The sequence below is a fragment of the Erwinia sp. PPS120 genome (genome assembly GCF_047918655.1).
Lineage (GTDB): Bacteria > Pseudomonadota > Gammaproteobacteria > Enterobacterales > Enterobacteriaceae > Erwinia > Erwinia tasmaniensis_A.
Genome location: NZ_JBLREF010000015.1, coordinates 130216 through 155440 on the forward strand (window position 1 = coordinate 130216; position 25225 = coordinate 155440).

The window sequence follows — 25225 nt, forward strand, 5'->3', positions numbered from 1 at the left end:
CACCTGATTTCACGCAATGATACTCTGATTATGCCTTTTTGGCTCTGGCTTCTGCCCCGGAGGCTGGTTAATCTGAAAGAGAGTTCAACGAATCAATCTTCGTCAGGAAAGAAAAAAATTATGAGTAGTGATATTCGTATTGCCATTGTCGGCGCGTCGGGACGCATGGGACGTCAGCTTATTCAGGCCGTGCATGATGCCGAGGGTGCCTCTCTGGGCGCTGCACTGGTACGCAAAGGTTCAACGCTGGTGGGGAGTGACGCCGGTGAAGTGGCAGGCGCGGGCACGCTGGGCGTTGCTATAGTTGACGATCTTGCGGCGGTGGTGGATGACTTTGACATACTTATCGATTTCACCCGGCCTGAAGCCACGCTGGAGTATCTGAAATTTTGCCGTGAGCAGCATAAGGCGATAGTGATCGGCACCACCGGATTTGGCCCGGCCGGTAAAGCAGCCATCAGCGAGGCGGCCCAGCATATTGGCATCGTGTTTGCCGCCAACTTTAGCGTTGGCGTTAACCTGGTCTTAAAGCTGCTGGAAAAGGCGGCAAAGGTGATGGGCGACTATGCCGACATCGAGATTGTGGAAGCCCACCACCGCCATAAAGTAGATGCTCCATCAGGGACAGCGCTGGCGATGGGTGAGGCGATCGCCGATGCCATGGAATGGGATTTGGACCAGCATGCGGTTTATGCCCGCGAGGGCCACACCGGAGAGCGTAAAGCTCAAACGATTGGCTTCGCCACCGTACGCGCCGGTGACATCGTGGGCGAGCATACGGCAATGTTTGCCGATATCGGCGAGCGTGTGGAGATAACCCATAAGGCTTCAAGCCGCATGACCTTTGCTAAAGGGGCGGTTCGCTCCGCTATCTGGCTAAGTGCGCATAAAAATGGAATTTTTGATATGAAAAATGTGCTTAATCTTGACGATCTATAAAAGCAATCCTGACATCCTTCAGAAATAATTTCCATAATTTGTTGAGATAAAGGGGGTTATTTACCTCCTTTTAAGTTTAATGAAAAAATAGTCATCCTGGTTGTATTTTCTTTTTAGACTCATATTTTTTGGTGTTTTTATCATTTCTGCCCTCTCTGTAACGCTATTTTTGACCATCTGGTCCACTTTTCGCGCCTGATAAGAGTATTCTGGACTTTTCCCGCGAAGGCAATCGGTTTTTTGGTCTGGATATCTGCTGTTTTCAGGCATAACTATCACTTTTATCCCCCAGTCTGATAAAAAACCATGAAAAATCGGGCGCCAGGGTGGACAAGGGCCGGGGCGATCATTAGAATGCGCGCAATTTGCCAAAATCGGACGGTCAGACGGTTTTGCATTGATTTTAAGGCTTGAAATGAATTAATATGCAAATAATATGACTGTTTATTCCCTGGAGGGTGTTTTGATTAAGTCAGCGCTATTGGTTCTGGAAGACGGAACCCAATTCCATGGTCGTGCCATCGGGGCCACAGGATCGGCTGTGGGAGAAGTCGTTTTCAACACCTCGATGACCGGTTATCAAGAAATCCTCACTGATCCATCCTATTCCCGCCAGATTGTCACCCTTACCTATCCTCATATCGGCAATGTCGGCACTAACGCTGCGGATGAAGAGTCCTCGAAGGTTCAGGCACAGGGGCTGGTCATTCGTGATTTGCCGCTGATCGCGAGCAACTTTCGTAGCGAAGAAGGGCTGTCTGCTTATCTGCAGCGCAATAACATTGTCGCTATTGCCGATATTGATACGCGTAAGCTAACGCGATTGCTGCGCGAGAAAGGTGCACAAAATGGCTGCATCATCGCCGGTGATGCACCAGACGCAGCGCTGGCGCTGCAAAAAGCGCAGGCGTTTCCCGGCCTGAAAGGCATGGACCTGGCGAAAGAGGTCTCTACGGCGGAAACCTATAGCTGGCAGCAGGGCAGCTGGACGCTCAACGGCCTGCCAGCGGCGAAAAGCAGTGAAGAACTGCCGTTCCACGTGGTGGCCTGTGACTACGGCGTTAAGCGCAGTATCCTGCGGATGCTGGTCGATCGCGGCTGCAGGCTGACGGTCGTACCGGCCCAGACCTCTGCAGAAGAGGTGTTAAAGCTCAATCCGGACGGTATTTTCCTGGCTAACGGCCCTGGCGATCCGGAGCCGTGCGAATACGCCATCACGGCGATTAAGCGCTTTCTGGAAACCGACGTGCCGGTATTCGGCATCTGTCTGGGTCACCAGCTGCTGGCGCTGGCGAGCGGGGCAAAAACGGTCAAAATGAAGCTGGGCCATCACGGCGGTAATCATCCGGTAAAAGATCTCGATAACAACAGGGTGATGATCACCGCACAAAACCATGGTTTTGCCGTTGATGGCAGCAACCTGCCGGACAATCTGCGCGTTACCCATACCTCGCTGTTTGACCACACGGTGCAGGGGATTCATCGTACGGACAAAGCGGCCTTTAGTTTCCAGGGTCACCCTGAAGCCAGCCCGGGTCCGCATGATGCCGCCCCGCTGTTCGATCACTTTATCGAACTGATCGAAGCCTACCGTTCAAACGCGAAATAATCAGGAGCGAGAAAATGCCAAAACGTACCGACATAAAAAGTATCCTGATCCTTGGCGCAGGTCCGATCGTCATCGGACAGGCCTGTGAATTCGACTACTCAGGCGCTCAGGCCTGTAAAGCCCTGCGGGAAGAGGGCTATCGCGTTATTCTGGTCAACTCCAACCCGGCGACCATCATGACCGACCCGGATATGGCTGACGCGACCTATATTGAGCCGATCCACTGGGAAGTGGTACGCAAAATCATTGAAAAAGAGCGCCCGGATGCGGTTCTGCCCACCATGGGGGGCCAGACGGCGCTGAACTGTGCGCTGGAGCTGGAGCGTCAGGGCGTGCTGGCTGAATTCGGCGTGACCATGATTGGTGCCACCGCCGATGCCATTGATAAGGCGGAAGATCGCCAGCGCTTTGATAAAGCGATGAAAAAGATTGGCCTTGATACGGCGCGTTCCGGCATTGCGCACAGCATGGATGAGGCCTTCAGGGTAGCTGACGAGCTTGGCTTCCCTTGCATTATCCGCCCCTCGTTCACCATGGGCGGCACCGGTGGCGGTATCGCTTACAATCGTGAAGAGTTCGAGGAAATTTGTGAGCGCGGACTGGATCTCTCCCCGACCAACGAGCTGCTGATTGATGAATCCCTTATCGGCTGGAAAGAGTATGAAATGGAGGTGGTGCGCGATAAGAACGATAATTGCATTATCGTCTGCTCCATTGAAAATTTCGACGCGATGGGCATCCACACCGGCGATTCGATTACCGTCGCGCCCGCCCAGACGCTGACCGATAAAGAGTATCAAATCATGCGTAACGCTTCGATGGCGGTACTGCGTGAAATCGGCGTCGAAACCGGTGGTTCCAACGTGCAGTTCTCGGTGAATCCGGAAAATGGCCGCCTGATCATTATCGAAATGAATCCGCGCGTGTCGCGTTCCTCTGCGCTGGCCTCGAAGGCGACCGGCTTCCCGATTGCGAAAATCGCCGCCAAGCTGGCGGTCGGCTACACGCTGGACGAGCTGATGAACGATATTACCGGCGGCCTGACCCCGGCATCGTTTGAGCCGTCGATTGATTATGTCGTCACCAAAATTCCCCGCTTCAACTTTGAGAAATTCGCCGGGGCGAACGATCGCCTGACCACCCAGATGAAATCCGTCGGGGAAGTGATGGCCATTGGCCGCACCTTCCAGGAGTCGATACAGAAAGCGCTGCGCGGGCTGGAAGTGGGCGCCAGCGGATTCGATCCCAAGGTTAGCCTCAACGATCCCGAAGCCCTTACCCACGTTCGCCGTGAGCTAAAGGATGCCGGCTCGGATCGCATCTGGTACATCGCCGATGCCTTCCGGGCCGGGATGTCCGTTGATGGCGTTTTTAACCTGACCAATATCGATCGCTGGTTCCTGGTACAGATAGAAGAGCTGGTGCGCCTGGAAGAGAAGGTTGCCCGGGAAGGGATCAACGGCCTGACGGAAGCGTTCCTGCGGGACCTGAAGCGTAAAGGCTTTGCCGATGCGCGCCTGTGTGCGCTGGCTGGCGTAGCGGAAAGCGAGATCCGTAAGCTGCGCGAGCGCTACAATCTGCATCCAGTCTACAAACGCGTGGATACCTGCGCTGCGGAGTTCTCAACGGACACCGCCTATATGTACTCCACTTACGAGGAAGAGTGCGAAGCGAACCCCTCTCAGGATCGTGAGAAAATCATGGTGCTGGGCGGCGGGCCAAACCGCATCGGGCAGGGTATTGAATTTGACTACTGCTGCGTGCATGCCTCTCTGGCGCTGCGGGAAGACGGTTACGAAACCATTATGGTTAACTGTAACCCGGAAACCGTTTCGACCGATTACGATACCTCGGACCGCCTCTATTTCGAACCTGTGACGCTGGAAGATGTGCTGGAAATTGTGCGCATTGAGAAGCCGAAAGGAGTGATTGTACAGTACGGTGGTCAGACGCCGCTGAAGCTGGCGCGTGAGCTGGAAGCCGCAGGCGTGCCGGTTATTGGCACCAGCCCGGATGCGATTGACCGGGCGGAAGACCGCGAACGCTTCCAGCAGGCCGTGGATCGTCTGGGCCTGAAGCAGCCCGCCAATGCTACGGTGACCGCGCTGGAACAGGCCGTCGAAAAAGCGACACAGCTGGGTTATCCGCTGGTGGTTCGTCCTTCTTACGTGCTCGGCGGTCGGGCGATGGAAATCGTCTACGACGAGGTCGATCTTAAACGCTACTTCCAGACGGCGGTTTCCGTCTCCAACGATGCGCCGGTGCTGCTGGATCGCTTCCTTGATGATGCGGTCGAAGTGGATATTGATGCCATCTGCGACGGTGAGCGGGTGCTGATTGGCGGCATTATGGAACACATCGAGCAGGCGGGCGTCCACTCCGGTGACTCTGCCTGTTCGCTGCCCGCCTACACGTTGAGCAAAGCGATTCAGAACGTAATGCGTCAGCAGGTTGAGAAGCTGGCCTTCGAACTTAGCGTTCGCGGTCTGATGAACGTGCAGTTTGCGGTGAAGGATAACGAAGTCTACCTGATTGAAGTGAATCCGCGCGCCGCCCGTACCGTTCCCTTTGTGTCGAAAGCCACCGGGGTGCCGCTGGCGAAGGTCGCTGCACGGGTAATGGCGGGTAAAACGCTGGCCGCGCAGGGCATAACCGAAGAGGTGATTCCGCCTTACTACTCGGTGAAAGAGGTAGTGCTGCCGTTTAACAAATTCCAGGGCGTTGACCCGATCCTCGGTCCGGAAATGCGTTCTACCGGTGAGGTGATGGGCGTGGGACGAACCTTTGCCGAGGCGTTCTCAAAGGCGATGCTGGGCGCGCAGAGCAATATGAAGAAAACCGGACGCGCTCTGCTGTCGGTGCGCGAAGGGGACAAAAAGCGCATCGTCGACCTCGCCGCTAAGCTGCAAAAGCTCGGTTTTGAACTGGATGCGACGCACGGTACCGCCGTGGTGCTGGGTGAGGCGGGGATCAACCCGCGTCTGGTGAACAAGGTGCACGAAGGCCGTCCGCATATTCAGGATCGTCTGAAGAACGGCGAGTATGCTTATATTGTGAATACCACCGAAGGGCGCCAGGCTATTGAAGATTCTAAACTGCTGCGTCGCAGTGCGCTTCAGTACAAGGTGCACTATGACACCACGCTGAACGGCGGATTTGCCACGGCGATGTCCCTCAACTCTGACCCCTGCGAGCAGGTGATCTCGGTGCAGGAGATGCACGCGCAGATCAACGCTCACCAGGCGTAGTTCTCTGTTACCGCCAGGGGAGCATCCCCTGGCGGCAGTTTTGGACCTGAATCCGTCCACGCCAGCCGGTATCTCGGCTAAAGGTTCCCGTTCACCTCTGACGCCGTATCATTTTCATCCTCGCTGATCACAAACCAGGGCGTGAATAGCGTACGACGCAGCCAGCCTTTCGCCGTTTTCACCTGCCATTCACGACCAGGCGGATTGTAGTAATGGGTATCGGCATAGAGATCCTTCCGTACGCTCACGTCGCTGATGTACTTCCAGTCGTTCAGAAACCAGGGTTGAAAGGTGCGGATGGCCTGACCTTTATTGTCATACTCGGTGCGGCCGGTTACCGCCCAGCGGAAGCGCGTTTCGGCCACGATGGGCGCACCATTTTTATCTACCGCAAGCACTCCATCGTCGGTTCGCTGCAAGGTTTCACCGTTTGCCTGACGGGTGCGGCCTGGAGCACGCGACCAAAACCATCGCTAAACACCACCTGCTGGCGGATCTGCTGTTCCGCAGCGTCGTCATAACGGTCGGTCGTCAGGGTGATCACCTGCGGAGGTAATATCCCGGCGGTTTCTTCTGTCCCAGTCTTCCAGCTGTCGGGTGAGGGTCAGGATCAGGCTGGCGATGCCCAGCCCCTGGATATCTGCCATCTGCAGGCTACAGGTGCGGTCAAAACGTCTCCTCATGTGCCCCTGCGAGGGTACGCAGCCGGTGAAACAGCAGCCCCTGGCGACAGAGGCGGCGGGTGCGCAGGTCGAATCCGTGAGCGAAGTCGGAAAAACAGCCCTGCGGCATGGCCAGGGCGTGTTCCCCGGATTCAAGCTGGGTTGCGGCGGCGATAAGCGGCGCGGTATCGCTCAGCAACCTGTCGCCATTATCGCCCTGACTGGCGAGGCCATTATTCAGGGTCTCAATCAGGCTGGCGATTTCCGGCGTCATGCTGTCGCTGACCTGTGGCTTCGTGGTACAGTTTCTGTCAGGTAACCTGCCGGAGAGAACATCGAGGCAACCGCTCACCGGTTTAACAAACTGGCTGGCGCGATGGCCAAAGAGATCGTTATAGCTCCGCTTCTGCGCAGACTGACGGATACCCAGACTTACGGTATGTGCCAACTGAGGATTCACCCGGGTCAGTATGCGCGCTTCCTCAAGCTGGTTCTCTTTCAGCTCCTGATCGGCCTGCTGATGCAGGTATTCTTTCTCACCCCATGTCAGCCTGTTCGCGGACAGATTACGTATTTCAGGTGATGAGTAGCCCATGATATCTGCCAGGGGCCAGGGCGCGCGTTGGATACGTTTGGATCCAATTTCAGACACATCTTCTTCAGACGCGTGGTCAATAGTGTTTAGTTTTCTCAGAATACTATCAGTACCGTACATGCAGCTCGACCTCTTATTAACTGGAAATAATGGCTGACAGTTAACACAGCGCAGTAAGCTCTGCGTTAATTATTTAGAACGGGCAGTGCCATTGCCAGTATTGAAGGTCATGAGTAAGGGTAAGCGGCCTGTTACTTAATTGATCTTTTAATGAATAATTGTATTTTCCGCTGTTTTCCAGGTTTCAGGCTAATTACCATTTTTTATTTAGCATAGTTCAGTGTGAGGAGCGGGTGCGTGAAGGTTAAGAAAATGGAGGTGATTACAGTACTGGTCAGGTATAAATCATTATATTTCAGTTGGGTGGGTTTGTTTTTATTTTTTGAATCATACGGATATCTTATTGATTCACTCACTATTTGATGGCTAATCGTCAATATAAGATTTCATTAATAAATCAATGTAATATTAATGCTCCAAATAAATACAATATTTCCAGGGCGGTGTGATTTTTGTGAAGCGTTTACCAGAACGAAATTCTGACCTTCTGTATTCTTCCCTACCCGATAAGTCTGCCGAAAACAGGCGGCAGAAAATGACGTACTGTTGAGTGATTCAGGGAGATAAGATGAAGAGAGTTCTGTTAGCCACGTTGATTTGTGCCGCCACTATACCCGCCACTTTCGCGGCAAAAGACGTGACCACCCAACCCGATGTGTACTTTCTGAAAGAGGCACAGTCACCCGATAGCCTGGCTTTACTGCCTCCTCCTCCGGCGATGGACAGCATTGATTTTCTCAATGACAAGGCGCAGTACGATGTGGGGAAAATGCTGAGAAATACCCCGAGGGGTAAACAGGCCTGGCAGGATGCACACGTCTCAGGCGATGGCGTCGCCGAGGCGCTGTCGCCCGCTTTTGGCAAGCCCATTACCAGAGAAAAAACGCCTGAGCTGTTCCGGCTGGTTATGAAAATGCGTGAGGATGCGGGCGATCTGGCGACGCGCAGCGCGAAAGAGCACTATATGCGCATCCGCCCTTTCGCCTTTTACAACGAACCCACCTGCCGCGCGGATGAAGAGAGCACGCTCGCTAAAAATGGCTCTTATCCCTCCGGGCATACCACGATTGGCTGGGCGACGGCACTGGTGCTGGCCGAGGTCAATCCGGCCCGACAGGGTGAGATCCTTAAAAGGGGCTATGAGATGGGGCAGAGCCGGGTGATTTGCGGATACCACTGGCAGAGCGATGTGACCGCTGCCCGGATCGTTGCCGCCGCCGTTGTTGCGCGGCTGCATGCCGATCCGGCCTTTAGCCAGCAGTTACAGAAGGCGAAAGACGAGTTTAAGAAAGCGCAACTTTAATACCCAGCGCAATCAGTACGCCGCCCAGCAGTTTGTCGATAAGCTTCTGGGCTTTCGCCAGTGCACGGCGTACCGGGGCGCTCTGGATAATCACCACCAGCAGCGGCCACCACAGGGATGAGAGCATCAGGATAATGCTGGCGTACCAGATTTTTTCGCCAAAGCTGGAGTGAACGTTAAGCACCTGCGTAAATATCGACAGGAAGAACAGCGTCGCTTTCGGGTTGAGCAGGTTGCAGAGATAGCCCTGAAGAAAGGCTTTCCGCAGCGAGGTGGTCTCCGGGGTCACATTGCTGAGGTCCATTTTGCTGCTGCCGCGTGACAGTAGCGCCTGGACGCCGATAAAGATCAGGTATGCCGCACCAACGTATTTCAGCAGCATAAACAGCCAGGGGGTGGTAGTGATCACCACGGCCAGCCCGGCCACGCAGTAAATCATATGTGTGGCGACCGCGCAGTTCACCCCGAGCGCGGTAAACATCGCCGCCGTACGCGGATAACGGGCGGCATTTTTGATAATAAGGAAGAAGTCAGGACCGGGGGAAAGCATTCCCAGGGCCGCAATAGTGAAGATAATCAGGCTGGTTTCTAACATGATCGTATCCTGGAGTTGGGACCCGGATTTTAGCACGATCACCGGCCTTTTGAGCAACCAGCCGCTGGCCTTTCAGGGTAAATATCGCCCTTAAAAACCTTTACGTAAAACCCGCCCGTAGGGTATCGACGAAAGTTTCACCTTTCCGTATGATGGCGCCAAATTTACTGCCTGTTGAGTGTCAATAATGATAAGCCTGATTGCGGCCATGGCGGCCGACCGCGTTATTGGAATGGAAAACGCCATGCCGTGGCATATTCCAGCCGATCTGGCGTGGTTTAAACGTAATACGCTGGGTAAGCCGGTTATCATGGGGCGCCGGACCTGGGAGTCTATCGGGCGTCCGCTGCCGGGCCGTTTAAATATCGTTATCAGCCGCCAGCCGGGCGATGCAGAAGGTGCCACCTGGGTAACCTCTATTGAGGAAGCGCTTAAGGCCGCTGGCGATGCAGAAGAAGTGATGGTGATTGGCGGCGGTAAGATTTACGAGCAGCTGCTGGCCCGAGCGGACCGACTCTACCTGACCCATATTGATGCCGAAGTGGAAGGGGATACGACTTTCCCGGACTACGAGCCGGATCAGTGGCAGTCGACGTTTAGCGAATTCCACGACGCCGATGAAAAAAACTCCCACAGCTACTGCTGGGAAATTCTCGATCGTCGTTAACGAAGTTGCGCCCCACAGCGTGGGGCGCACAGGCAGAAAATATCGTTACGGCATTCAGGATGCACTTAAAGGCAGAAATATCGTTACGGCATTCAGGATGCACTTAAAGGCAGAAATACCGTTACGGCATCAGGATGCGCTCACTGATTCAGACTTCTGCTGCCCGTTTCCGGTGAGAGGGCTGCACAAATACGGCCTTATCCTCCCAGCGTAGCATCGTCAGCACGCCGCCCCAGCAGCAGCCGGTATCCAGACCGATAATCCCTTCCGGTGTGCCCTGGCCCTCCAGCGACGCCCAGTGGCCAAACACAATGGTATAGGTTTTTGATACCGGTCCCGGAATAGTGAACCAGGGCTTTAACGGCGGTGGGGCGGATTCCGGCGTGTCTTTACAGATCATATCCAGCTGGCCGTTGGGAAAACAGAAACGCATTCGCGTCAGCGCATTGGTGGTGAAGCGTAGCCGGGCAAGGCCGGTAAGCTCCGGTGACCAGTTGTTTGGCATATCGCCATACATCGCATCCAGGAACAGTGGATAGGTATCGCTGGAGAGTACGGCCTCCACCTCTCTGGCGCAGGCCTTCGCCGTGTCGATATCCCACTGCGGCGTAATACCCGCATGTCCCATGACCAGCTTTTTCTCTTCATCGACCTGTAGCAGCGGCTGGCGTCGCAGCCAGTTAATCAGCGTGTCGGCATCCTCTGCTTCCAGTAACGCGGCCAGCCGATCCTTAGGCTTATTGCGACTGATCCCGGCATAGACGGCAAGCAGATGCAGATCGTGATTACCCAATACCAGACGCGCGGCATCCCCCAGCGACCGGACAAACCGCAGTACGTCGAGTGAGCCGGGTCCGCGAGCCACCAGGTCGCCGGTCAGCCAGAGCGTATCCTGAGCAGGATCGAAGCTGACCTGCTGTAACAGGGATTGAAGTTCATCATAGCAACCGTGAACGTCACCAATAAGATAAGTGCTCATTAAATCGCCCCAGGCGTTTACGATGAAGGTCACCGGCACCGATTATTGCTGCCCGTTAAGGCCGCACGGTGCCGGGCGAAAATTAGTGGATCTGCGTGGGAATGGCCAGCCGGAACACCGGGATTTCAACGCGAAAGGCATCGCCCTCTGCGTCAACCATCTCATAGTGTCCCTGCATGGTGCCTATCGGCGTCTCCAGCACTGCACCGCTGGTATACTGAAATTCGCCCCCGGCCGCGATAACCGGCTGTTCGCCGATCACACCTTCGCCCTGTACTTCGGTTTCATGACCGTTGCCATTGGTGATAAGCCAGTAGCGTCCGAGCAGCTGCACGGCGGCATGGCCCAGATTACGAATGGTGATGGTATAAGCGAAAACGTAGCGCTCATCATCAGGCACGGACTGCGAAGGAATATACGCACTCTGCACCTGGACGCTGACGCGGGGCCGTTCAGTCATAAAATCAGTTCTCCTGCGGCGCATGTGGATGCGCGGTCAGCCAGTTAGCCAGCTGGCAGTACTGTGCTACCGAGATGTTTTCCGCCCGCAGCGTGGGGTCAATATTCATCTCCTGCAACACCTCTAACGAAAACAGATGACCCAGGCTGTTGCGCAGGGTTTTACGCCGCTTACCAAATGCCTCGGTGGTGATTCTGCTTAACGCGCGAATATCCTCCACCGGGTAGGGGATATTCGCGTAGGGCACCAGCCGTACCACGGCTGAATCCACTTTAGGCGCCGGGGTAAAGGATTCCGGCGGCACTTCCAGTACCGGGATCACCTGACAATAGTACTGCGCCATTACGGTAAGACGGCCATAGGCTTTGCTGCCAGGCCCGGCAACCAGACGGTTGACCACCTCTTTTTGCAGCATAAAGTGCATATCCCGAATCGCATCAGTATAGCTGAAGAGATGAAACATCAGCGGCGTAGAGATGTTATAGGGCAGGTTACCAAATACGCGCAGGGACTGGCCCTGTTGCCGCGCATAGTCGGCAAAGTCAAAGGCCATCGCATCCTGTTGGAAAATAGTCAGCTTTGGGCCAAGGAACGGATGGGTTTGCAGGCGGGCCGCCAGATCGCGGTCAAGCTCAATCACCGTCATGGCATCCAGCCGCTCGCCAACCGGCTCGGTTAAGGCACCCAGCCCCGGGCCGATCTCAACCACTGCCTCGCCGGGCATCGGATGGATAGCGGAGACAATGCTGTCGATAATATAGGGATCGTTCAGGAAGTTCTGTCCGAAACGTTTGCGGGCGAAATGGCCCTGATGGACGCGATTATTCATTACTGCTCTTAATCATGGTGATGGCGAGGTTAAGCGCCGTAACAAAGCTGCCCGCATCGGCGCTCCCCTGGCCCGCCAGTTCAAGGGCGGTACCATGGTCAACGGACGTGCGGATAAAGGGCAGGCCGAGGGTGATATTCACCGCTCGCCCGAATCCCTGAAATTTTAGCACCGGCAGGCCCTGGTCGTGATACATCGCCAGAACCGCATCGGCATGTTGCAGGTATTTCGGCTGGAACAGCGTATCCGCCGGCAGTGGCCCGGTCAGCTGAATACCCTGCTGGCGCAGTGCATCCAGGGCAGGAATAATCACGTCGATCTCTTCCCGTCCCATATGACCGCCTTCGCCCGCGTGGGGGTTCAGCCCGCAAACAAAGATATGCGGTGAGGCAATGCCAAACTTTTCCTGTAGATCAGCATGCAGGATGTGGATCACCTCATGCAGACTTTCACGCGTAATAGCAGCAGAGACGTCTTTAAGCGGCAGATGCGTTGTGGCCAGCGCCACGCGAAGCGCTTCCGTCGCCAGCATCATCACTACGCGTGCGCAGCGGGCGCGTTCGGCAAAGAACTCGGTATGCCCGCTGAAGGGGATGCCAGCGTCGTTGATCGCGCCTTTGTGCACCGGACCGGTAACCAGCGCGGCGAATTCACCGCTCAGGCAGCCGTCGCAGGCGCGGGCCAGGGTCTCAAGGACGTAGTGGCTGTTCCCGGTGCAAAGTTCTCCCGCGTTGACCGGCTGCGCGGTGTGTACCGGCAGCACGGTCAGCGTACCCGCCCGCTGTGGCACGGGCTGGCCCGGCTGGTATTCCCGCAGGGTCAGCGGCAGCCCCAGCGTGGCGGCGCGCTGGCGCAGCAGGTCCGGGTCGGCACAGACTACCAGCTCAACCGGCCAGTCGCGCTGGGCCAGCCGGAGGGTGACGTCAGGGCCAATCCCGGCGGGTTCGCCGGGAGTGATAACCACGGGGCTGTTACTGAGCATTAGGATCCAGAATTTTCACGTAGGCCGAAGCACGCTGTTCCTGCATCCAGGTCTGTGCTTCTTCCGCAAACTTGCGGTTGAACAGCAGGCGATAGGCACGCTCTTTCTGCGCCGCATCGGTTTTATCAACCTGGCGGGTATCGAGCAGCTGAATCAGATGCCAGCCAAAGGAAGAGTGCACTGGCGCGCTCATCTGGCCTTTTTTCAGCTTCAGCAGCGCGTCGCGGAACGCCGGATCATACATCTCCGGTGAGCTCCAGCCCAGATCGCCGCCCTGATTGGCTGAGCCTGGATCCTGTGAAAGCTGCTTAGCCGCATCGGCAAAGGTGGTTTTGCCGCTGTGAATATCCGCAGCAACCTGGGTCAGCTTCTCACGTGCCTGGGCGTCGGTCATAATCGGGGAAGGCTTAAGCAGAATATGACGGGCATGCACTTCGGTTACGGAGACGTTCTGCTTGTCGCCGCGAATGTCATTGACCTTCAGGATGTGAAAGCCCACGCCTGAACGGATCGGACCGATGATATCGCCTTTTTTCGCGGTAGCCAGCGCCTGGGCAAACAGGGAAGGGAGCTCCTGAATTCGGCCCCAGCCCATGTTACCGCCTTTCAGCGCCTGAGGGTCGGCTGAATAGGTGATGGCCAGCTTGCCAAAATCGCCGCCGTTTTTACTTTCGCTAACCAGCTGCTTCGCCAGCGTTTCCTGATCGTCAACCTGTTGCTGGGTCGGGTTTTCCGGCAGCGGCAGCAGGATGTGGCTGAGGTTCAGCTCGGTCCCGGCATCGTTGGTGGTAGCCACCTGCTTCGCCAGCGAGTCGACTTCCTGCGGCAGAATGGTCACGCGACGACGCACTTCATTATTGCGTACTTCCGCAATGGTCATCTCTTTACGGATCTGCTCACGGTAGGTTGAGTAGTTCATGCCATCATAGGCCAGACGGCTGCGCAGCTGATCGAGACTCATTTTGTTTTGCGCGGCAATATTGCCAATGGCCTGATCCAACTGCGCGTCTGAGATCTGGATCCCAGCCTGTTTACCCATTTGCAGCAGGATGTTGTCCATGACCAGACGCTCAACGATCTGATGGCGCAGGGTTTTATCGTCAGGCAGCTGCTGACCCGCCTGCTGGGCCTGACCCTTCACCGACTGCATCATACCGTCGACGTCACTTTCCAGTACCACGCCGTTATTCACGACGGCGGCAACTTTATCAACAACCTGCGGGGCTGCAAACGCAGTGCTGGCTGACAGCGCTGCACCGAGGATCAGCATTCTCCAGTTCTTCATACTTTTTCCATTCTTCTATCCGCACTGCGGGTTGGCATAGTAATTATTACAACATCAGAAAGAGCGCTGATAAGGCAGTATGCCCTGACGCAGCATTTGACCGGTGCCCAGGCTATACGAAGGACTCAGGCCACGAAGCTCAATGTTGAATGAGATTTTATTGTCGTACTTACTGCTGTCGTTTTCCCAATTGGTAATTTTACGCTCGTAGCCCAGACGGATCGCATAGCAGCAGGAGCTGTACTGCACGCCAAGCAGCTGATCGGCAGGCTGACGGGCTTTGGTATCGTAATACCATGCGCCTACCACTGACCAGGCATCGGCTACCGGCCAGCTGGCCGTTGCCCCAACCTGCGATATCCCCTGCTGATAACCCGGGTTGGTAATCTGACTCAGCGTCTGCTCAATGTATTCCGGGCTGGTATAGCGATAGTTCAGCTGCACCATCCGATCTGCATCCTGGCGATATTCCAGTACGGCATTTCCCTGAGAAACGTTATCGAGATGGGTATCATACTGTACGCCACCACGCGCGGCCCAGCGGTCGCTGATCTTCCAGTAGGTATCACCTGCCCAGACCAGACTGCCGCGATCGTCGTTGTCTGCCGTCTCAAGACCGGTACGAGCGGGGGTAAACGAGTAAATTTGACCTATCGAAGCGTTAAAACGTTCAACCAAATCGTTATCAAAAATTCGCGTGGTGACGCCGCTGGTCATTTGGTTGGCAGATGCGATGCGATCCAGGCCGCTGTAGGTACGGTCACGGAACAGACCGGTATAGTCACTTTGCAGCAGCGTGGAGTCGTAGGCGCGAATGTCGCTCTGATCGCGGTACGGGATGTAGAGGTACTGCAGTCGCGGTTCCAGAGTCTGGGTATAGCCCGGAGACCAGTCCATATCGCGATCGAATACCATTTTGCCGTCAACCTTGAACTGCGGCATGGTGCGATTGACGCTGCTTTTAAGCTGGTTGACTTTGGAGGTATCAACATTCTTGTTGTAGTAGTCAATACCATCCTGCTCGTAGTGGGTCGCCAGCAGCTTCGCTTCGGTATTCAGGCTGCCCCAACCGTTCGACAGCGGCAGGTTGATCGTCGGTTCAAGATGCAGACGCGTCGCGTCAGGGTAGTTTTCGTTGACGTTAGTGAACTTCACCGCCTGCGCGTAGAGATGCGTATCGAACGGGCCGACATCGTTCTGATAATAGTTGTAGTCGAACTGCGGTTCAGCGCGATAAACATCGTTACTGGCGTTGGTGGAGAAAATCTGGAACTGTTTGGTCGACAGGGTGGCATCCCAGTTTTTCTCGGCGTAGCCGACGCTGAACTTCTGCGTCACGTAGCCGTCAGTGGAGCTACCGTAGGTCGAATCCAGATCGGTAAAGTAGTAAGGATCGCTGACCTTGGTGTAGTCAACGTTAAAGCGCCAGTTCTGATCGTAAACGCCGGAGTGCTTCCAGAAGAAGAGCCAGCGGTTAGAGTCTTTATCATCAGAGATATTGCGCGAGGCGGCATCCCGGTTGTACTGATCGTCGGTTGGCAGGTAGTCGAACTCCATCAGGCCTGCGCCGGCTTTGGTCAGATAGCGGAACTCATTCTGCCACTGCATACCACGCTTGCTCATGTAGTGCGGCGTGATGGTGGCATCCGCCTGAGGCGCGATGTTCCAGTAGTAAGGGAGAATGAATTCAAAGCCGTTTGAACTGCCGTACTTGGCATTAGGGATCAGGAAGCCGGAGCGGCGACGATCGCCAATAGGCAGTTGCAGATAAGGGCTATAGAGTACCGGCACCGCGCCAATTTTGAAGCGGGCGTTCCAGATCTCTGCCACCTGTTCTTCACGATCCTCAATCACCTCGGTTCCCGCCACGCTCCAGCTGTTATCGCCGGGCAGACAGGAGGTGAAGGTGCCGTTTTCAAGGATGGTATAGCGGTTCTGCCCGCGAAGCTTCATCTGATCGCCGCTGCCGCGGCCCTGACGACCCACCATCTGATAAGTCCCATTCCAGACGTTGGTATCTTTAGTATTCAGGTTGGACCAGGCTTTCGGACCTTTCAGGATGACCTGATTGTCGTCGTAGTGCACATTACCCAGTGCGTCTACGGTGCGTACCGGCGTCGGCTGGCCCGGCTGCGGTTTCTGATGCAGCTGTACCTCGTCAGACAGCATGCGGCTGTTGCCCTGCCTGATGTCAACATTGCCGTTGAATACCGCGTTATCCGGGTAGTTGCCTTTCGCGTTATCCGCGTTGATGGTGACCGGCAGCGCGTTGGTATCCTTCCCCTGCACCAGCGGACGGTTGTAGCTGGGCACGCCCAGCATACACTGGGAAGCGAGGTCATCGGCCAGGCCTTGCTGGCTGTAAAGCGCTGTGCCGATTAGCGTGGCCAGCAAAGTAGGTAGTCGTTTTTTCATACGCGGTATCAAAATTCCGTGATAGCTGACATCTTGCCGAAAAACGCTCAGAGACTAACGTACTCAACTGCGTTGCGCTAGTGTTAATCCTGGTTGTTTGACCGCGTTGCCGTTAGGCTCTTGAGTAAATGACGGGTATGATAATGCAATTTTTAACCTTCGGCATGGCGAATTGAGGAGTATATGCGCTATTGGGGAAAAGTAATGGGTCTTGTGCTGGGTTTGTTAAGCGGCACCGGCTTTTGGGGACTGGCAATCGGACTGCTTATCGGCCACCTGGTCGATAAAGTACGAAGTGTACAGGGGCAGGGCTACTTCACCAATCAGCAGACCCGGCAGACGCTGTTTTTCCGTACCACCTTTCAGGTGATGGGGCATTTGACCAAATCTAAAGGGCGCGTCACCGATGCGGATATTCAGATGGCCTCGCTGCTGATGGACAGGATGCAGCTGCACGGCGAAGCGCGCACCTCGGCCCAGCGTGCGTTTCGTGAAGGTAAGGAGGGCAACTATCCGCTGCGTGATAAGCTCCGCGAGCTGCGCAGCGCCTGCTTTGGTCGTTTTGATCTGATCAGGATGTTCCTTGAAATCCAGATTCAGGCCGCTTTTGCCGATGGGTCGCTGCATCCGAACGAGCGTCAGGTGCTGTACGTAATCGCTGAAGAGCTGGGGATCTCCCGCAGTCAGTTCGATCAGTTCCTGCGCATGATGGCCGGCGGACAGCAGTTTGGCGGCGGCGGCTATTCTGCCGGGGGCGCGGGTTCTCAGGGTGGTTTCAACCCCGGGCAGCGCGGGCCGACGCTGGAAGATGCCTGTAGCGTGCTGGGTGTGAAAAGCAGTGACGATGCCGCCACCATTAAGCGTGCCTACCGCAAGCTGATGAGCGAGCATCATCCGGATAAGCTGGTCGCGAAAGGGCTGCCGCCGCAGATGATGGAGATGGCTAAACAGAAAGCGCAGGAAATTCAGGCCGCCTACGACCTGATAAAACGGGAAAAGGGCTTCCGCTAACCTCGCTGCTCAGATCTCACGTCCGCCGCGTTTAAAAATCAGCGGGCTGCCGGAAAGTCATGGGCGAGAGGTACTTAGGATGGGTGATGGTCAGCATTTCCGCATGCAGCTGCAGGCGTGCGGCCATCGCCCTGGCTTCGTCATGGGCGTAAAAATTATCCCCCAGGATAGGGTGGCCCAGCGCCAGCATATGGACACGCAGCTGGTGAGAGCGGCCGGTTACCGGTTTCAGCTGAACCCGGGCGCTGTTGTTATCCGCCGCATATTCCAGCACCTGATACAGCGTTTGCGCTGCCTTACCGGTCTCATAGCAGACCTTCTGCTTAGGGCGGTTTGGCCAGTCGCAGATCAGCGGTAAATCAACGATGCCTTCTTCCGGCTGCGGATGCCCCCAGACGCGTGCCACATAGGTTTTCTGCGGCTCACGCTCGCGAAACTGCCTTTTCAGCTCACGCTCGGCCTGCTTGGTCATGGCCACCACCATCACGCCGCTGGTGGCCATATCCAGCCGGTGAACCGACTCTGCTGACGGATAATCACGCTGAATACGCGTCATGATGCTGTCCTGGTGTTCCGGCTGGCGACCCGGCACGGAGAGCAGTCCGCTGGGCTTGTTGACCACCATAATAAAATCGTCCTGATACAGTACGTGTAGCCATGGCTCTTGCGGGGGATTATAGGGTTCCATTCTGCTGCCTTAGCGGGGCGACCTGCGCCGCCCCATGCGTAATTACTGGTGCGTGACGACGATCAGGCGCAGCGCGTCCAGGCGCCAGCCTGCTTCACTCAGCGCCGACAGAACCTGCTCACGGTTGCTCTCCAGCGCGTCAATTTCATCCTGACGGATGTTAGGATTGACGGCGCGCAGGGCATCCAGACGCGACAGTTCCGCGCTCAGCTTTTCGTCGGCTTCCCGGCGGGCAATATCAATTAGCACGCGGGCTTCGGCCGCCGCCTGATCCTCCGCCAGCTTGAGGATCGCATGGACATCCTGCTGCACCGCATTAACCAGCTTGCTGCCGTTATGACGGTTGATGGCGTTCAGCTGTCGGTTAAAGCTTTCGAACTCCACCCTGGCCGCCAGATTGGTGCCTTTACGATCAACCAGCATGCGTACCGGCGTCGGCGGCAGGAAGCGGGTCAGTTGCAGATGCTTCGGCGCCTGCGCTTCTACCACATAAATCAGCTCAACCAGCAGCGTTCCCACCGGCAGCGCCTTATTTTTTAGCAGCGACAGCGCGCAGCTGCCGGTGTCGCCGGAGAGGATCAGATCCAGACCGTTGCGCACGATAGGATGCTCCCAGGTCACATACTGCGCATCTTCACGCGACAGCGCCTGGTTGCGATCGAAGGTGATGGTGCAGCCATCCTCCGGCAGCCCGGGGAAATCCGGCACCAGCATATGATCGCCTGGCGTCAGGACGATAAGATTATCACTGCGATCTTCCTGATTGATGCCGACGATATCGAACAGGTTAAGCGCAAAGTTAACCAGTTCGATATCATCATCCTGCGCGCTGATCGCCTCGGCCAGCGCCTGAGCCGGTTCACCGCCGTTGGAGTTCAGCTCCAGCAGGCGATCGCGCCCCTGTTCCAGCTGGGATTTCAGCGCATCGTGCTGGCTGCGGCAGTCGGCGATAAACGCATCCAGCCCTTCGGTGTTATCCGGTGTGGCAAGAAAATCGATTAGCCGCGAATAGACGCTGTCATAGATGGCGCGACCGGTCGGACAGGTGTGCTCGAACGCATCCAGCCCTTCGTTGTACCAGCGCACCAGCACCGCCTGAGCGGTTTTTTCCAGCCACGGCACGTGGATCTGAATATCATGGGCCTGTCCGATACGGTCAAGACGGCCAATACGCTGCTCAAGCAGGTCCGGGTTAAAGGGCAGATCGAACATCACCATCTGGCTGGCAAACTGGAAGTTACGTCCTTCAGAGCCAATCTCCGAGCAGAGGAGCACCTGCGCGCCCTCTTCCTCAGAGGCAAACCACGCGGCGGCGCGGTCGCGCTCAATGATTGACAGTCCCTCATGGAATACCGCCGCCTTAATGCCTTCGCGCTCGCGCAGTACCTGCTCAAGCTGAAGCGCCGTGGCGGCCTTGGCGCAGATCACCAGCACTTTGTGCTCGCGATGGCTGGTCAGAAAGCCCATCAGCCACTCAACGCGCGGGTCGAAATTCCACCAGGTGCCGCTATCGCCCTCGAACTCCTGATAAATTTGCTCGGGATAGAGCATATCGCGGGCGCGTTCATCGGCCGATTTCCGTGCGGCCATAATGCCGGACACTTTAATAGCGGTCTGATACTGCGTCGGCAGCGGCAGACGGATCTGATGCAGCTCGCGCTTCGGAAAGCCTTTCACGCCGTTGCGGGTGTTACGGAACAGTACACGACTGGTGCCGTGGCGATCCATCAGCATGCTGATCAGCTCTTTGCGCGCCTCCAGCTTGCCTTCGCTGTCGCTGTTGGCGGTTTGCAGCAGCGGCTCGATATCCTGTTCGCCCATCAAATCGTTCAGCATGTTCATCTCCTGCTGGCTGATGGACTTATCGGCCAGCAGGCCGGTCACCGCGTCGGCGATAGGGCGGAAATGCTGCTGCTCTTCAACAAAGGCGTCAAAGTCGTGGAAGCGATCGGGATCCAGCAGGCGCAGGCGGGCAAAGTGGCTTTCCATACCCAGCTGCTCTGGCGTGGCGGTCAGCAGCAGCACGCCAGGTATCTGTTCGGCAAGCTGCTCGATCACCTGATATTCGCGGCTCGGCTGCCCGTCTTCCCAGGCCAGGTGGTGGGCCTCATCGACAATCAGCAGATCCCACTCGGCGTCTGCCAGCATCGCCAGACGCTGTCTGTTACGGCGCACGAAGTCGAGCGAGCAGATCACCAGCTGTTCGGTTTCAAAGGCGTTGTCGCTGTCCTGCTGAGCCTGGGTGTAGCGCTCGTCGTCAAACAGGGCAAAGCGCAGGTTAAAGCGGCGGAGCATCTCCACCAGCCACTGGTGTTGCAGCGTTTCCGGCACCACGATCAATATGCGCTCGGCGCGGCCCGCCAGCAGCTGCTGGTGGATAATCATCCCGGCTTCGATGGTCTTACCGAGTCCTACCTCATCCGCCAGCAGCACGCGTGGCGCATGGCGTCGGCCCACATCGTGAGCGATATGCAACTGGTGAGGGATCAGGCTGGTGCGCATACCGCGCAGGCCGCTGACCGGCAGGCGGTACTGCTCGCTCTGATATTTACGGGCGCGAAAGCGCAGGGCGAAACGATCCATGCGGTCGAGCTGGCCGGCAAACAGGCGATCCTGCGGCTTGCTGAACACCAGCTTGCTGTCGAGCATCACCTCGCGCAGCAGCACGCCGGTTTCGCCCGTGTCCAGCCGCGTCCCGATATAGTCCATCAGCCCGTTTTCGCTGAGGACTTCTTCCACCTCAAGCTGCCAGCCTTCATGGCTGGTAATGGTGTCACCCGGATTAAACATCACGCGGGTGATAGGAGAATCATTTTTTGCATAAAGACGGTTTTCACCGGTGGCGGAGAAAAGCACAGTCACCATGCGCGTATCGACCGCGACGATAGTTCCCAGTCCCAGTTCGCTTTCCGTATCGCTGATCCAGCGTTGACCAAGTGTAAAAGGCATAGATATTCGGCTCGATTCTCGTAGTGATAATTTCAGGCAATAGCACGACCGCCCGGCAGAGTCTGCCCGGCAGAAAAATTCAGATAATCAGGAAGGGCGCTATGGTACTGGAAGGTGGCGCGTTCGTCACCTGTCAAAACAAACCCAACTGACCTGTTACCAGTGTAGCAAAGTCATCCTGAAGGAAAGGGAGGATGCCGTCGGCAACCGGCTGTAGCTGGCGCGAGAGGTAGTGCTCATAGTCCAGCGGCGTGATACGGGCCTCCAGCGGCTCGGGGCCGGAGGTGGCCATCACGTAGCGGATGCGTCCGCCGTTCTGGTAGAGCAGCGGTCGACCCAGCTTCTGATTCTGCTCATCGGCGATCCGCGCCGCACGCACGTGCGGGGGAACGTTGCGCTGGTAATCGTTCAGCGGACGACGCAGGCGCTTGCTGTAGGTCAGCTGTTCATCCAGCTCGCCCTCCAGCAGCTGGCGAACGGTGTCGCGGATATACTCCTGGTAGGGTTCACCCTTGAAAATTTTCAGATAAAGCGCCTGCTGAAAGCGCTGGGCCAGCGGCGTCCAGTCGGTGCGGACGGTCTCCAGCCCTTTAAAGACCATTCGCTCTTCCCGATCGTTGCGGATCAGCCCGGCATAGCGCTTTTTGCTTCCCTGTTCGGCCCCGCGAATGGTCGGCATCAGGAAGCGGCTGAAGTGCGTCTCATATTCCAGCTCCAGCGCGCTGTCCAGATTAAACGTCTGCCGCAAGTGGTCGCGCCACCAGCCGTTAATATTCTCTACCAGGCGCTGACCAATGGCGGCGGCGCTGGCTTCATCATGCGGCGTTTTCAGCCAGACGAAGGTTGAGTCAGTATCGCCATAAATCACGGTGTAGCCTTCGGCCTCCACCCGCTCCCGGGTCAGACGCATAATTTCGTGGCCGCGCAGGGTGATCGAGGAGGTGAGGCGCGGGTCGAAAAATCGGCAGGCGCTGGTGCCGAGTACGCCATAGAAGGCGTTCATAATGATTTTTAGCGCCTGCGAGAGCGGTTTATTGCCCGCTTTTTTAGCGGCTTCACGCCCCAGCCAGATCTGCCTGACGATCTCCGGCAGGCAGTGGTTAGTGCGGGAGAAGCGCGCCTCGCGAAAGCCGCTTACCGAGTCTGCATCGTCGGGATGAGCAAGCCCCTCGACCAGGCCAACCGGGTCGATCAGGAAGGTGCGGATAATCGACGGATACAGGCTCTTGTAATCCAGCACCAGCACCGAGTCGTAAAGACCGGGTCGGGAGTCCATCACGTAGCCGCCAGGGCTAGCTTCCGGCGCCACCTCGCCCATGCCGGGGGCAACAAAACCCGCCCGGTGCATGCGGGGCAGGTAGAGATGGCTGAAGGCGGCCACGGAGCCGCCGTGCCTGTCTACCGGCAGACCGTTGACGGTGGCGCGCTCCAGCAGGAACGGCATCAGCTCGGTATGCCGGAAGATGCGCGTGACCAGTTCGCAGTCTTTCAGGTTGTAGTGCGCCAGCGCGGGTTTATCTTCGGCAAAACGACGGTTGATCTCCTGCATCCGATCCCAGGGGTTATCAATCGCTTTGCCTTCTCCCAGCAGCTCGCGGGAAACGGACTCCAGGCTGAATGAGCTGAAGTTCCAGAAGGCGGATTTCAGCGCGTCAATTCCGTCGATCACCAGCCGTCCGCTCATCTGCGCAAAAAATATTCCCGGCTTAAAGCCGTGCTCGCGCCACTCCAGCGCCTCGCCGTTGCGCCCCAGCCGCAGGGGAATGCCGTAGCGGTCGGCGTGTTTTTGCAGCACGCGCAGATCGAACTGCACCACGTTCCAGCCGATCAGCACGTCGGGGTCGTGCCGGGCAAACCACGCATTGAGCTTTTCCAACAGCTGAGGGCGGCTGGAGACGTATTCCAGCGTAAAGTCCAGCGCGCTGGCATCGCCATTTTCTGGCCCCAGCATATAGACAACCCGCTCGCCGCAGCCCTCCAGGCCGATGCAGTACAGCTCACCCTGGCGGGTGGTTTCAATATCCAGCGAGACCCATTTCAGCGGTGGGCGGTAGTCAGGGTGCGGTTTGAGGCGGGCGTTAACCAGGCTGTCGCCTGCCGGTTCGCCGCTAAACCAGACCGGGGAGGTGATAAAGCGCTCCATTAAAAAGCGTTCGGGCGGGCGGATATCGGCCTCATACAGGGTGATGCCGTTTTCACGCAGCAGCTTTTCCAGCTTCTGAAGCTGACGATACTGTTTGCAATAGAGCCCGAAAACCGGGCGCTGGTGAAAATCTTTTAGCGTCAGTGAGGCCAGCCGAAAATGACGCTCCTGCTTCAGCAGGGTTTCGACTCGCGAGCGGTATTCCAGCGGAATAAAGGCGACCGATTCCTGTGGCGGTAGCACCACGCGCTGCGGACCCTCATCCGTGGCCAGCCAAAATACCACCTCCGTACCGGCTGACGTATCCCGCCAGTGGCGGGTGAGCAAGAAACCTGCGCGCGCGTTGTTCACCGGAACCCTTATTATTTCATTGATGGCTAATAATAGCATGTTCAGGCACCACAACAGATAGTCAGTCCGGGTTAACGGGTGGGGAGAGTCCATTAACGTTTGTGGCTAAAGTAAAGGCTGGTAAGACCGTAAATTATTCATACGTAAATAAAAAATAAATTTTTATAACTCTGTAATACTCATAATGCCTGCGCGTAAATATGCCTCACCCGCCTCTCTCAGGAGAATCACCATGAAGATGAGTCCCCGCTACTTATTCATGCTGTTTGCCTTCTCGTCGGGCGCTTTTGCCCATGTGAAATGGTTTGTGCAGTTTGACACCACGAAAGAGCCTGAGTCGATGATTGCCCTGCTCAGCGAACCGCAGACAGGGGTGCTGTTGTTACTGTCGGTGGCAGCTATTTTTGTCACCTCCTGGCTGGATCGCCGCTGGCCGTCGCCGGTTGACGTTCCTCGCTGGCAAAACCGACTAACGGCACTGGAAAGGCTGGCACCCAGTATCATGCGTTACGGTACCGGCCTTTTCTTTCTGACGCTGACGCTGCTGTTCCCCTACATTATGCTGACGCCAGAGTTGGTGACGGATAATCCGGCGCTGCGCTACGTGCATTTTCTTATCGCGCTCACCGCCTTTCACCGCAGAACCAGTATTGTTGCCGGTCTGGGCATACTTTTTCTCTACAGCTATGCCGTGCAGCTGTACGGGACGTTCCACATGCTGGATTATCTGGTGTTCGTCGGAACGGCGGTCTACCTGATTATGCAGAATTTTCGTCAGCCCGGTCAGCAGGGGGGAGAAATTGAGCTGCTGCGCCTGACGCTCTGTTACTCCTTCCTGTGGGGGGCCATAGAGAAGTTTATGCAGCCCGCGCTGTTCGACCAGCTGCTTACCGGACACCCCTATCTGACCATGGGTATCGACCGGGAATTTTTTGTTCGCGCCGCCGGATTCGTGGAGTTCTGTCTGGCCTGGCATATCCTGACCGGCAGGCTGGCGGGTTATATTTCGCTGGGCGCACTGGCCGTGCTGGTGCTGGCCGCTATCATCCCGTTTGGTACGGTTGATTTTATCGGGCACTTTTTGTTTGTCGTGCCGCTGATAGCCGTTGCCTGTACCCCCAGACGGCAGCCGGTATTTGCCATACCCCTGACCAATACCCTCGGATTCCTTGCCACGCTGGTGCTGCTGTTCGCCTTTGCCTATATAAGCTATTACATCCTCCATTACTCTCTGCATCCGCATCTGTTCCATTAAGCGTATCCGAAGAGGGGCCACCATGCAGACGGACGGAGCCCCTTCGCCCGTCTGCATCCGCATTCGCATACAAAACAGCTCTTGACGGATCGGGAGAGGCTCAGGACAATCCGTCCTCAATTAAACAGAACGTGAGTTGT

19 protein-coding genes and 1 pseudogene are annotated in these 25225 nt (G+C 56.4%); 7 read left to right on the forward strand and 13 right to left on the reverse strand.

The features are described from left to right. Positions 1 to 120 precede the first annotated feature (120 nt). The 3 genes from dapB (at position 121) to carB (ending at position 5796) form a co-directional block, all read left to right on the forward strand. A complete protein-coding gene (gene dapB / locus ACLRGG_RS10465; protein ID WP_416249711.1) occupies positions 121 to 939 on the forward strand; it encodes a 4-hydroxy-tetrahydrodipicolinate reductase in 819 nt (272 codons plus the stop codon). 463 nt (positions 940 to 1402) lie between these two features. Then, the gene (carA, locus tag ACLRGG_RS10470; RefSeq protein WP_416249712.1) at positions 1403 to 2548 is read left to right on the forward strand and encodes a glutamine-hydrolyzing carbamoyl-phosphate synthase small subunit; all 1146 of its coding nucleotides are present in this window, start codon (positions 1403 to 1405) and stop codon (positions 2546 to 2548) included. A gap of 14 nt (positions 2549 to 2562) precedes the next feature. Continuing rightward, positions 2563 to 5796 (forward strand): carbamoyl-phosphate synthase large subunit, encoded by a 3234-nt coding sequence (gene carB, locus ACLRGG_RS10475; RefSeq protein WP_416249713.1) that lies wholly within the window; start codon positions 2563 to 2565, stop codon positions 5794 to 5796. Positions 5797 to 5873: 77 nt separating this feature from the next. Here carB and ACLRGG_RS10480 read toward each other — a convergent pair. The 3 genes and pseudogenes from ACLRGG_RS10480 to ACLRGG_RS10490 all read right to left on the reverse strand — a co-directional run. Further along, positions 5874 to 6352: pseudogene (locus ACLRGG_RS10480) on the reverse strand (SpvB/TcaC N-terminal domain-containing protein); the annotation flags it as partial. Then, a complete protein-coding gene (locus ACLRGG_RS10485; protein ID WP_416249714.1) occupies positions 6312 to 6479 on the reverse strand; it encodes a hypothetical protein in 168 nt (55 codons plus the stop codon). The pseudogene ACLRGG_RS10480 and the gene ACLRGG_RS10485, both read right to left, overlap by 41 nt. Continuing rightward, positions 6463 to 7110 carry a SpvB/TcaC N-terminal domain-containing protein gene (locus tag ACLRGG_RS10490; protein WP_416249715.1) on the reverse strand — a complete coding sequence of 216 codons (648 nt, stop codon included), beginning with the start codon at positions 7108 to 7110 and terminating at the stop codon, positions 6463 to 6465. Before ACLRGG_RS10490 ends, ACLRGG_RS10485 begins: the two co-directional genes overlap by 17 nt. 631 nt (positions 7111 to 7741) lie before the next feature. Here ACLRGG_RS10490 and ACLRGG_RS10495 point away from each other — a divergent pair. Beyond that, complete coding sequence (locus tag ACLRGG_RS10495; protein ID WP_416249716.1) at positions 7742 to 8476, forward strand: acid phosphatase; 735 nt, start codon at positions 7742 to 7744, stop codon at positions 8474 to 8476. Here the strand turns inward: ACLRGG_RS10495 and ACLRGG_RS10500 are convergent. Further along, positions 8457 to 9071 carry a LysE family translocator gene (locus ACLRGG_RS10500; protein WP_067709088.1) on the reverse strand — a complete coding sequence of 205 codons (615 nt, stop codon included), beginning with the start codon at positions 9069 to 9071 and terminating at the stop codon, positions 8457 to 8459. The two genes, ACLRGG_RS10495 and ACLRGG_RS10500, sit on opposite strands and share 20 nt — an antisense overlap. Before the next feature lie 187 nt (positions 9072 to 9258). Between ACLRGG_RS10500 and folA the strand changes: the two genes are divergently transcribed. After that, positions 9259 to 9738, forward strand: a complete 480-nt coding sequence (folA, locus tag ACLRGG_RS10505) for a type 3 dihydrofolate reductase (protein WP_416249717.1) — start codon at positions 9259 to 9261, stop codon at positions 9736 to 9738. A 148-nt stretch (positions 9739 to 9886) separates the two neighbouring features. Here the strand turns inward: folA and apaH are convergent, their stop codons facing one another. The 6 genes from apaH to lptD all read right to left on the reverse strand — a co-directional run bounded on the left by apaH (position 9887) and on the right by lptD (position 16688). Then, entirely contained in the window at positions 9887 to 10717 is an 831-nt protein-coding gene (gene apaH, locus ACLRGG_RS10510) for a bis(5'-nucleosyl)-tetraphosphatase (symmetrical) ApaH (RefSeq protein ID WP_416249718.1), read from the reverse strand. 82 nt (positions 10718 to 10799) lie between these two features. Beyond that, positions 10800 to 11177, reverse strand: a complete 378-nt coding sequence (gene apaG / locus ACLRGG_RS10515; RefSeq protein ID WP_067709084.1) for a Co2+/Mg2+ efflux facilitator ApaG/CorD — start codon at positions 11175 to 11177, stop codon at positions 10800 to 10802. Between the two features lie 4 nt (positions 11178 to 11181). Continuing rightward, positions 11182 to 12006, reverse strand: coding sequence for a 16S rRNA (adenine(1518)-N(6)/adenine(1519)-N(6))-dimethyltransferase RsmA (gene rsmA, locus ACLRGG_RS10520; RefSeq protein ID WP_416249719.1), 825 nt, complete (start codon positions 12004 to 12006; stop codon positions 11182 to 11184). Next, complete coding sequence (gene pdxA, locus ACLRGG_RS10525) at positions 11999 to 12988, reverse strand: 4-hydroxythreonine-4-phosphate dehydrogenase PdxA (RefSeq protein WP_416249720.1); 990 nt, start codon at positions 12986 to 12988, stop codon at positions 11999 to 12001. The genes rsmA and pdxA overlap by 8 nt, the downstream gene beginning before the upstream one ends. Continuing rightward, complete coding sequence (gene surA / locus ACLRGG_RS10530) at positions 12978 to 14273, reverse strand: peptidylprolyl isomerase SurA (RefSeq protein ID WP_416249721.1); 1296 nt, start codon at positions 14271 to 14273, stop codon at positions 12978 to 12980. The genes pdxA and surA overlap by 11 nt, the downstream gene beginning before the upstream one ends. 54 nt (positions 14274 to 14327) lie before the next feature. After that, positions 14328 to 16688, reverse strand: coding sequence for an LPS assembly protein LptD (gene lptD / locus ACLRGG_RS10535; RefSeq protein ID WP_416249722.1), 2361 nt, complete (start codon positions 16686 to 16688; stop codon positions 14328 to 14330). A 183-nt stretch (positions 16689 to 16871) separates the two neighbouring features. Between lptD and djlA the strand changes: the two genes are divergently transcribed. Continuing rightward, complete coding sequence (djlA, locus tag ACLRGG_RS10540) at positions 16872 to 17699, forward strand: co-chaperone DjlA (protein WP_416249723.1); 828 nt, start codon at positions 16872 to 16874, stop codon at positions 17697 to 17699. 31 nt (positions 17700 to 17730) lie between these two features. Here djlA and rluA read toward each other — a convergent pair whose 3' ends face one another. The 3 genes from rluA to polB form a co-directional block, all read right to left on the reverse strand. Further along, on the reverse strand, positions 17731 to 18387 hold the full coding sequence (gene rluA / locus ACLRGG_RS10545) for a bifunctional tRNA pseudouridine(32) synthase/23S rRNA pseudouridine(746) synthase RluA (protein ID WP_416249724.1): 657 nt from the start codon (positions 18385 to 18387) through the stop codon (positions 17731 to 17733). Positions 18388 to 18429: 42 nt separating this feature from the next. After that, on the reverse strand, positions 18430 to 21336 hold the full coding sequence (gene rapA / locus ACLRGG_RS10550) for an RNA polymerase-associated protein RapA (protein WP_416249725.1): 2907 nt from the start codon (positions 21334 to 21336) through the stop codon (positions 18430 to 18432). 133 nt (positions 21337 to 21469) lie between these two features. Then, positions 21470 to 23830 (reverse strand): DNA polymerase II, encoded by a 2361-nt coding sequence (polB, locus tag ACLRGG_RS10555; RefSeq protein WP_416249726.1) that lies wholly within the window; start codon positions 23828 to 23830, stop codon positions 21470 to 21472. A gap of 232 nt (positions 23831 to 24062) precedes the next feature. Between polB and ACLRGG_RS10560 the strand changes: the two genes are divergently transcribed. Further along, positions 24063 to 25085 (forward strand): hypothetical protein, encoded by a 1023-nt coding sequence (locus ACLRGG_RS10560; RefSeq protein WP_416249727.1) that lies wholly within the window; start codon positions 24063 to 24065, stop codon positions 25083 to 25085. The last annotated feature ends 140 nt before the right edge of the window (positions 25086 to 25225 follow it).

Excerpts from the sequence above, each read along its gene's own strand:
- djlA (WP_416249723.1), top strand. The coding sequence starts at position 16,872 with ATGCGCTATTGGGGAAAAGTAATGGGTCTTGTGCTGGGTTTGTTAAGC.
- ACLRGG_RS10500 (WP_067709088.1), bottom strand. The coding sequence starts at position 9,071 with ATGTTAGAAACCAGCCTGATTATCTTCACTATTGCGGCCCTGGGAATG.
- lptD (WP_416249722.1), bottom strand. The coding sequence starts at position 16,688 with ATGAAAAAACGACTACCTACTTTGCTGGCCACGCTAATCGGCACAGCG.
- apaG (WP_067709084.1), bottom strand. The coding sequence starts at position 11,177 with ATGACTGAACGGCCCCGCGTCAGCGTCCAGGTGCAGAGTGCGTATATT.
- rluA (WP_416249724.1), bottom strand. The coding sequence starts at position 18,387 with ATGGAACCCTATAATCCCCCGCAAGAGCCATGGCTACACGTACTGTAT.
- ACLRGG_RS10485 (WP_416249714.1), bottom strand. The coding sequence starts at position 6,479 with ATGAGGAGACGTTTTGACCGCACCTGTAGCCTGCAGATGGCAGATATC.
- surA (WP_416249721.1), bottom strand. The coding sequence starts at position 14,273 with ATGAAGAACTGGAGAATGCTGATCCTCGGTGCAGCGCTGTCAGCCAGC.
- rsmA (WP_416249719.1), bottom strand. The coding sequence starts at position 12,006 with ATGAATAATCGCGTCCATCAGGGCCATTTCGCCCGCAAACGTTTCGGA.
- apaH (WP_416249718.1), bottom strand. The coding sequence starts at position 10,717 with ATGAGCACTTATCTTATTGGTGACGTTCACGGTTGCTATGATGAACTT.
- rapA (WP_416249725.1), bottom strand. The coding sequence starts at position 21,336 with ATGCCTTTTACACTTGGTCAACGCTGGATCAGCGATACGGAAAGCGAA.
- carB (WP_416249713.1), top strand. The coding sequence starts at position 2,563 with ATGCCAAAACGTACCGACATAAAAAGTATCCTGATCCTTGGCGCAGGT.
- ACLRGG_RS10560 (WP_416249727.1), top strand. The coding sequence starts at position 24,063 with ATGAAGATGAGTCCCCGCTACTTATTCATGCTGTTTGCCTTCTCGTCG.
- dapB (WP_416249711.1), top strand. The coding sequence starts at position 121 with ATGAGTAGTGATATTCGTATTGCCATTGTCGGCGCGTCGGGACGCATG.
- ACLRGG_RS10495 (WP_416249716.1), top strand. The coding sequence starts at position 7,742 with ATGAAGAGAGTTCTGTTAGCCACGTTGATTTGTGCCGCCACTATACCC.
- folA (WP_416249717.1), top strand. The coding sequence starts at position 9,259 with ATGATAAGCCTGATTGCGGCCATGGCGGCCGACCGCGTTATTGGAATG.
- pdxA (WP_416249720.1), bottom strand. The coding sequence starts at position 12,988 with ATGCTCAGTAACAGCCCCGTGGTTATCACTCCCGGCGAACCCGCCGGG.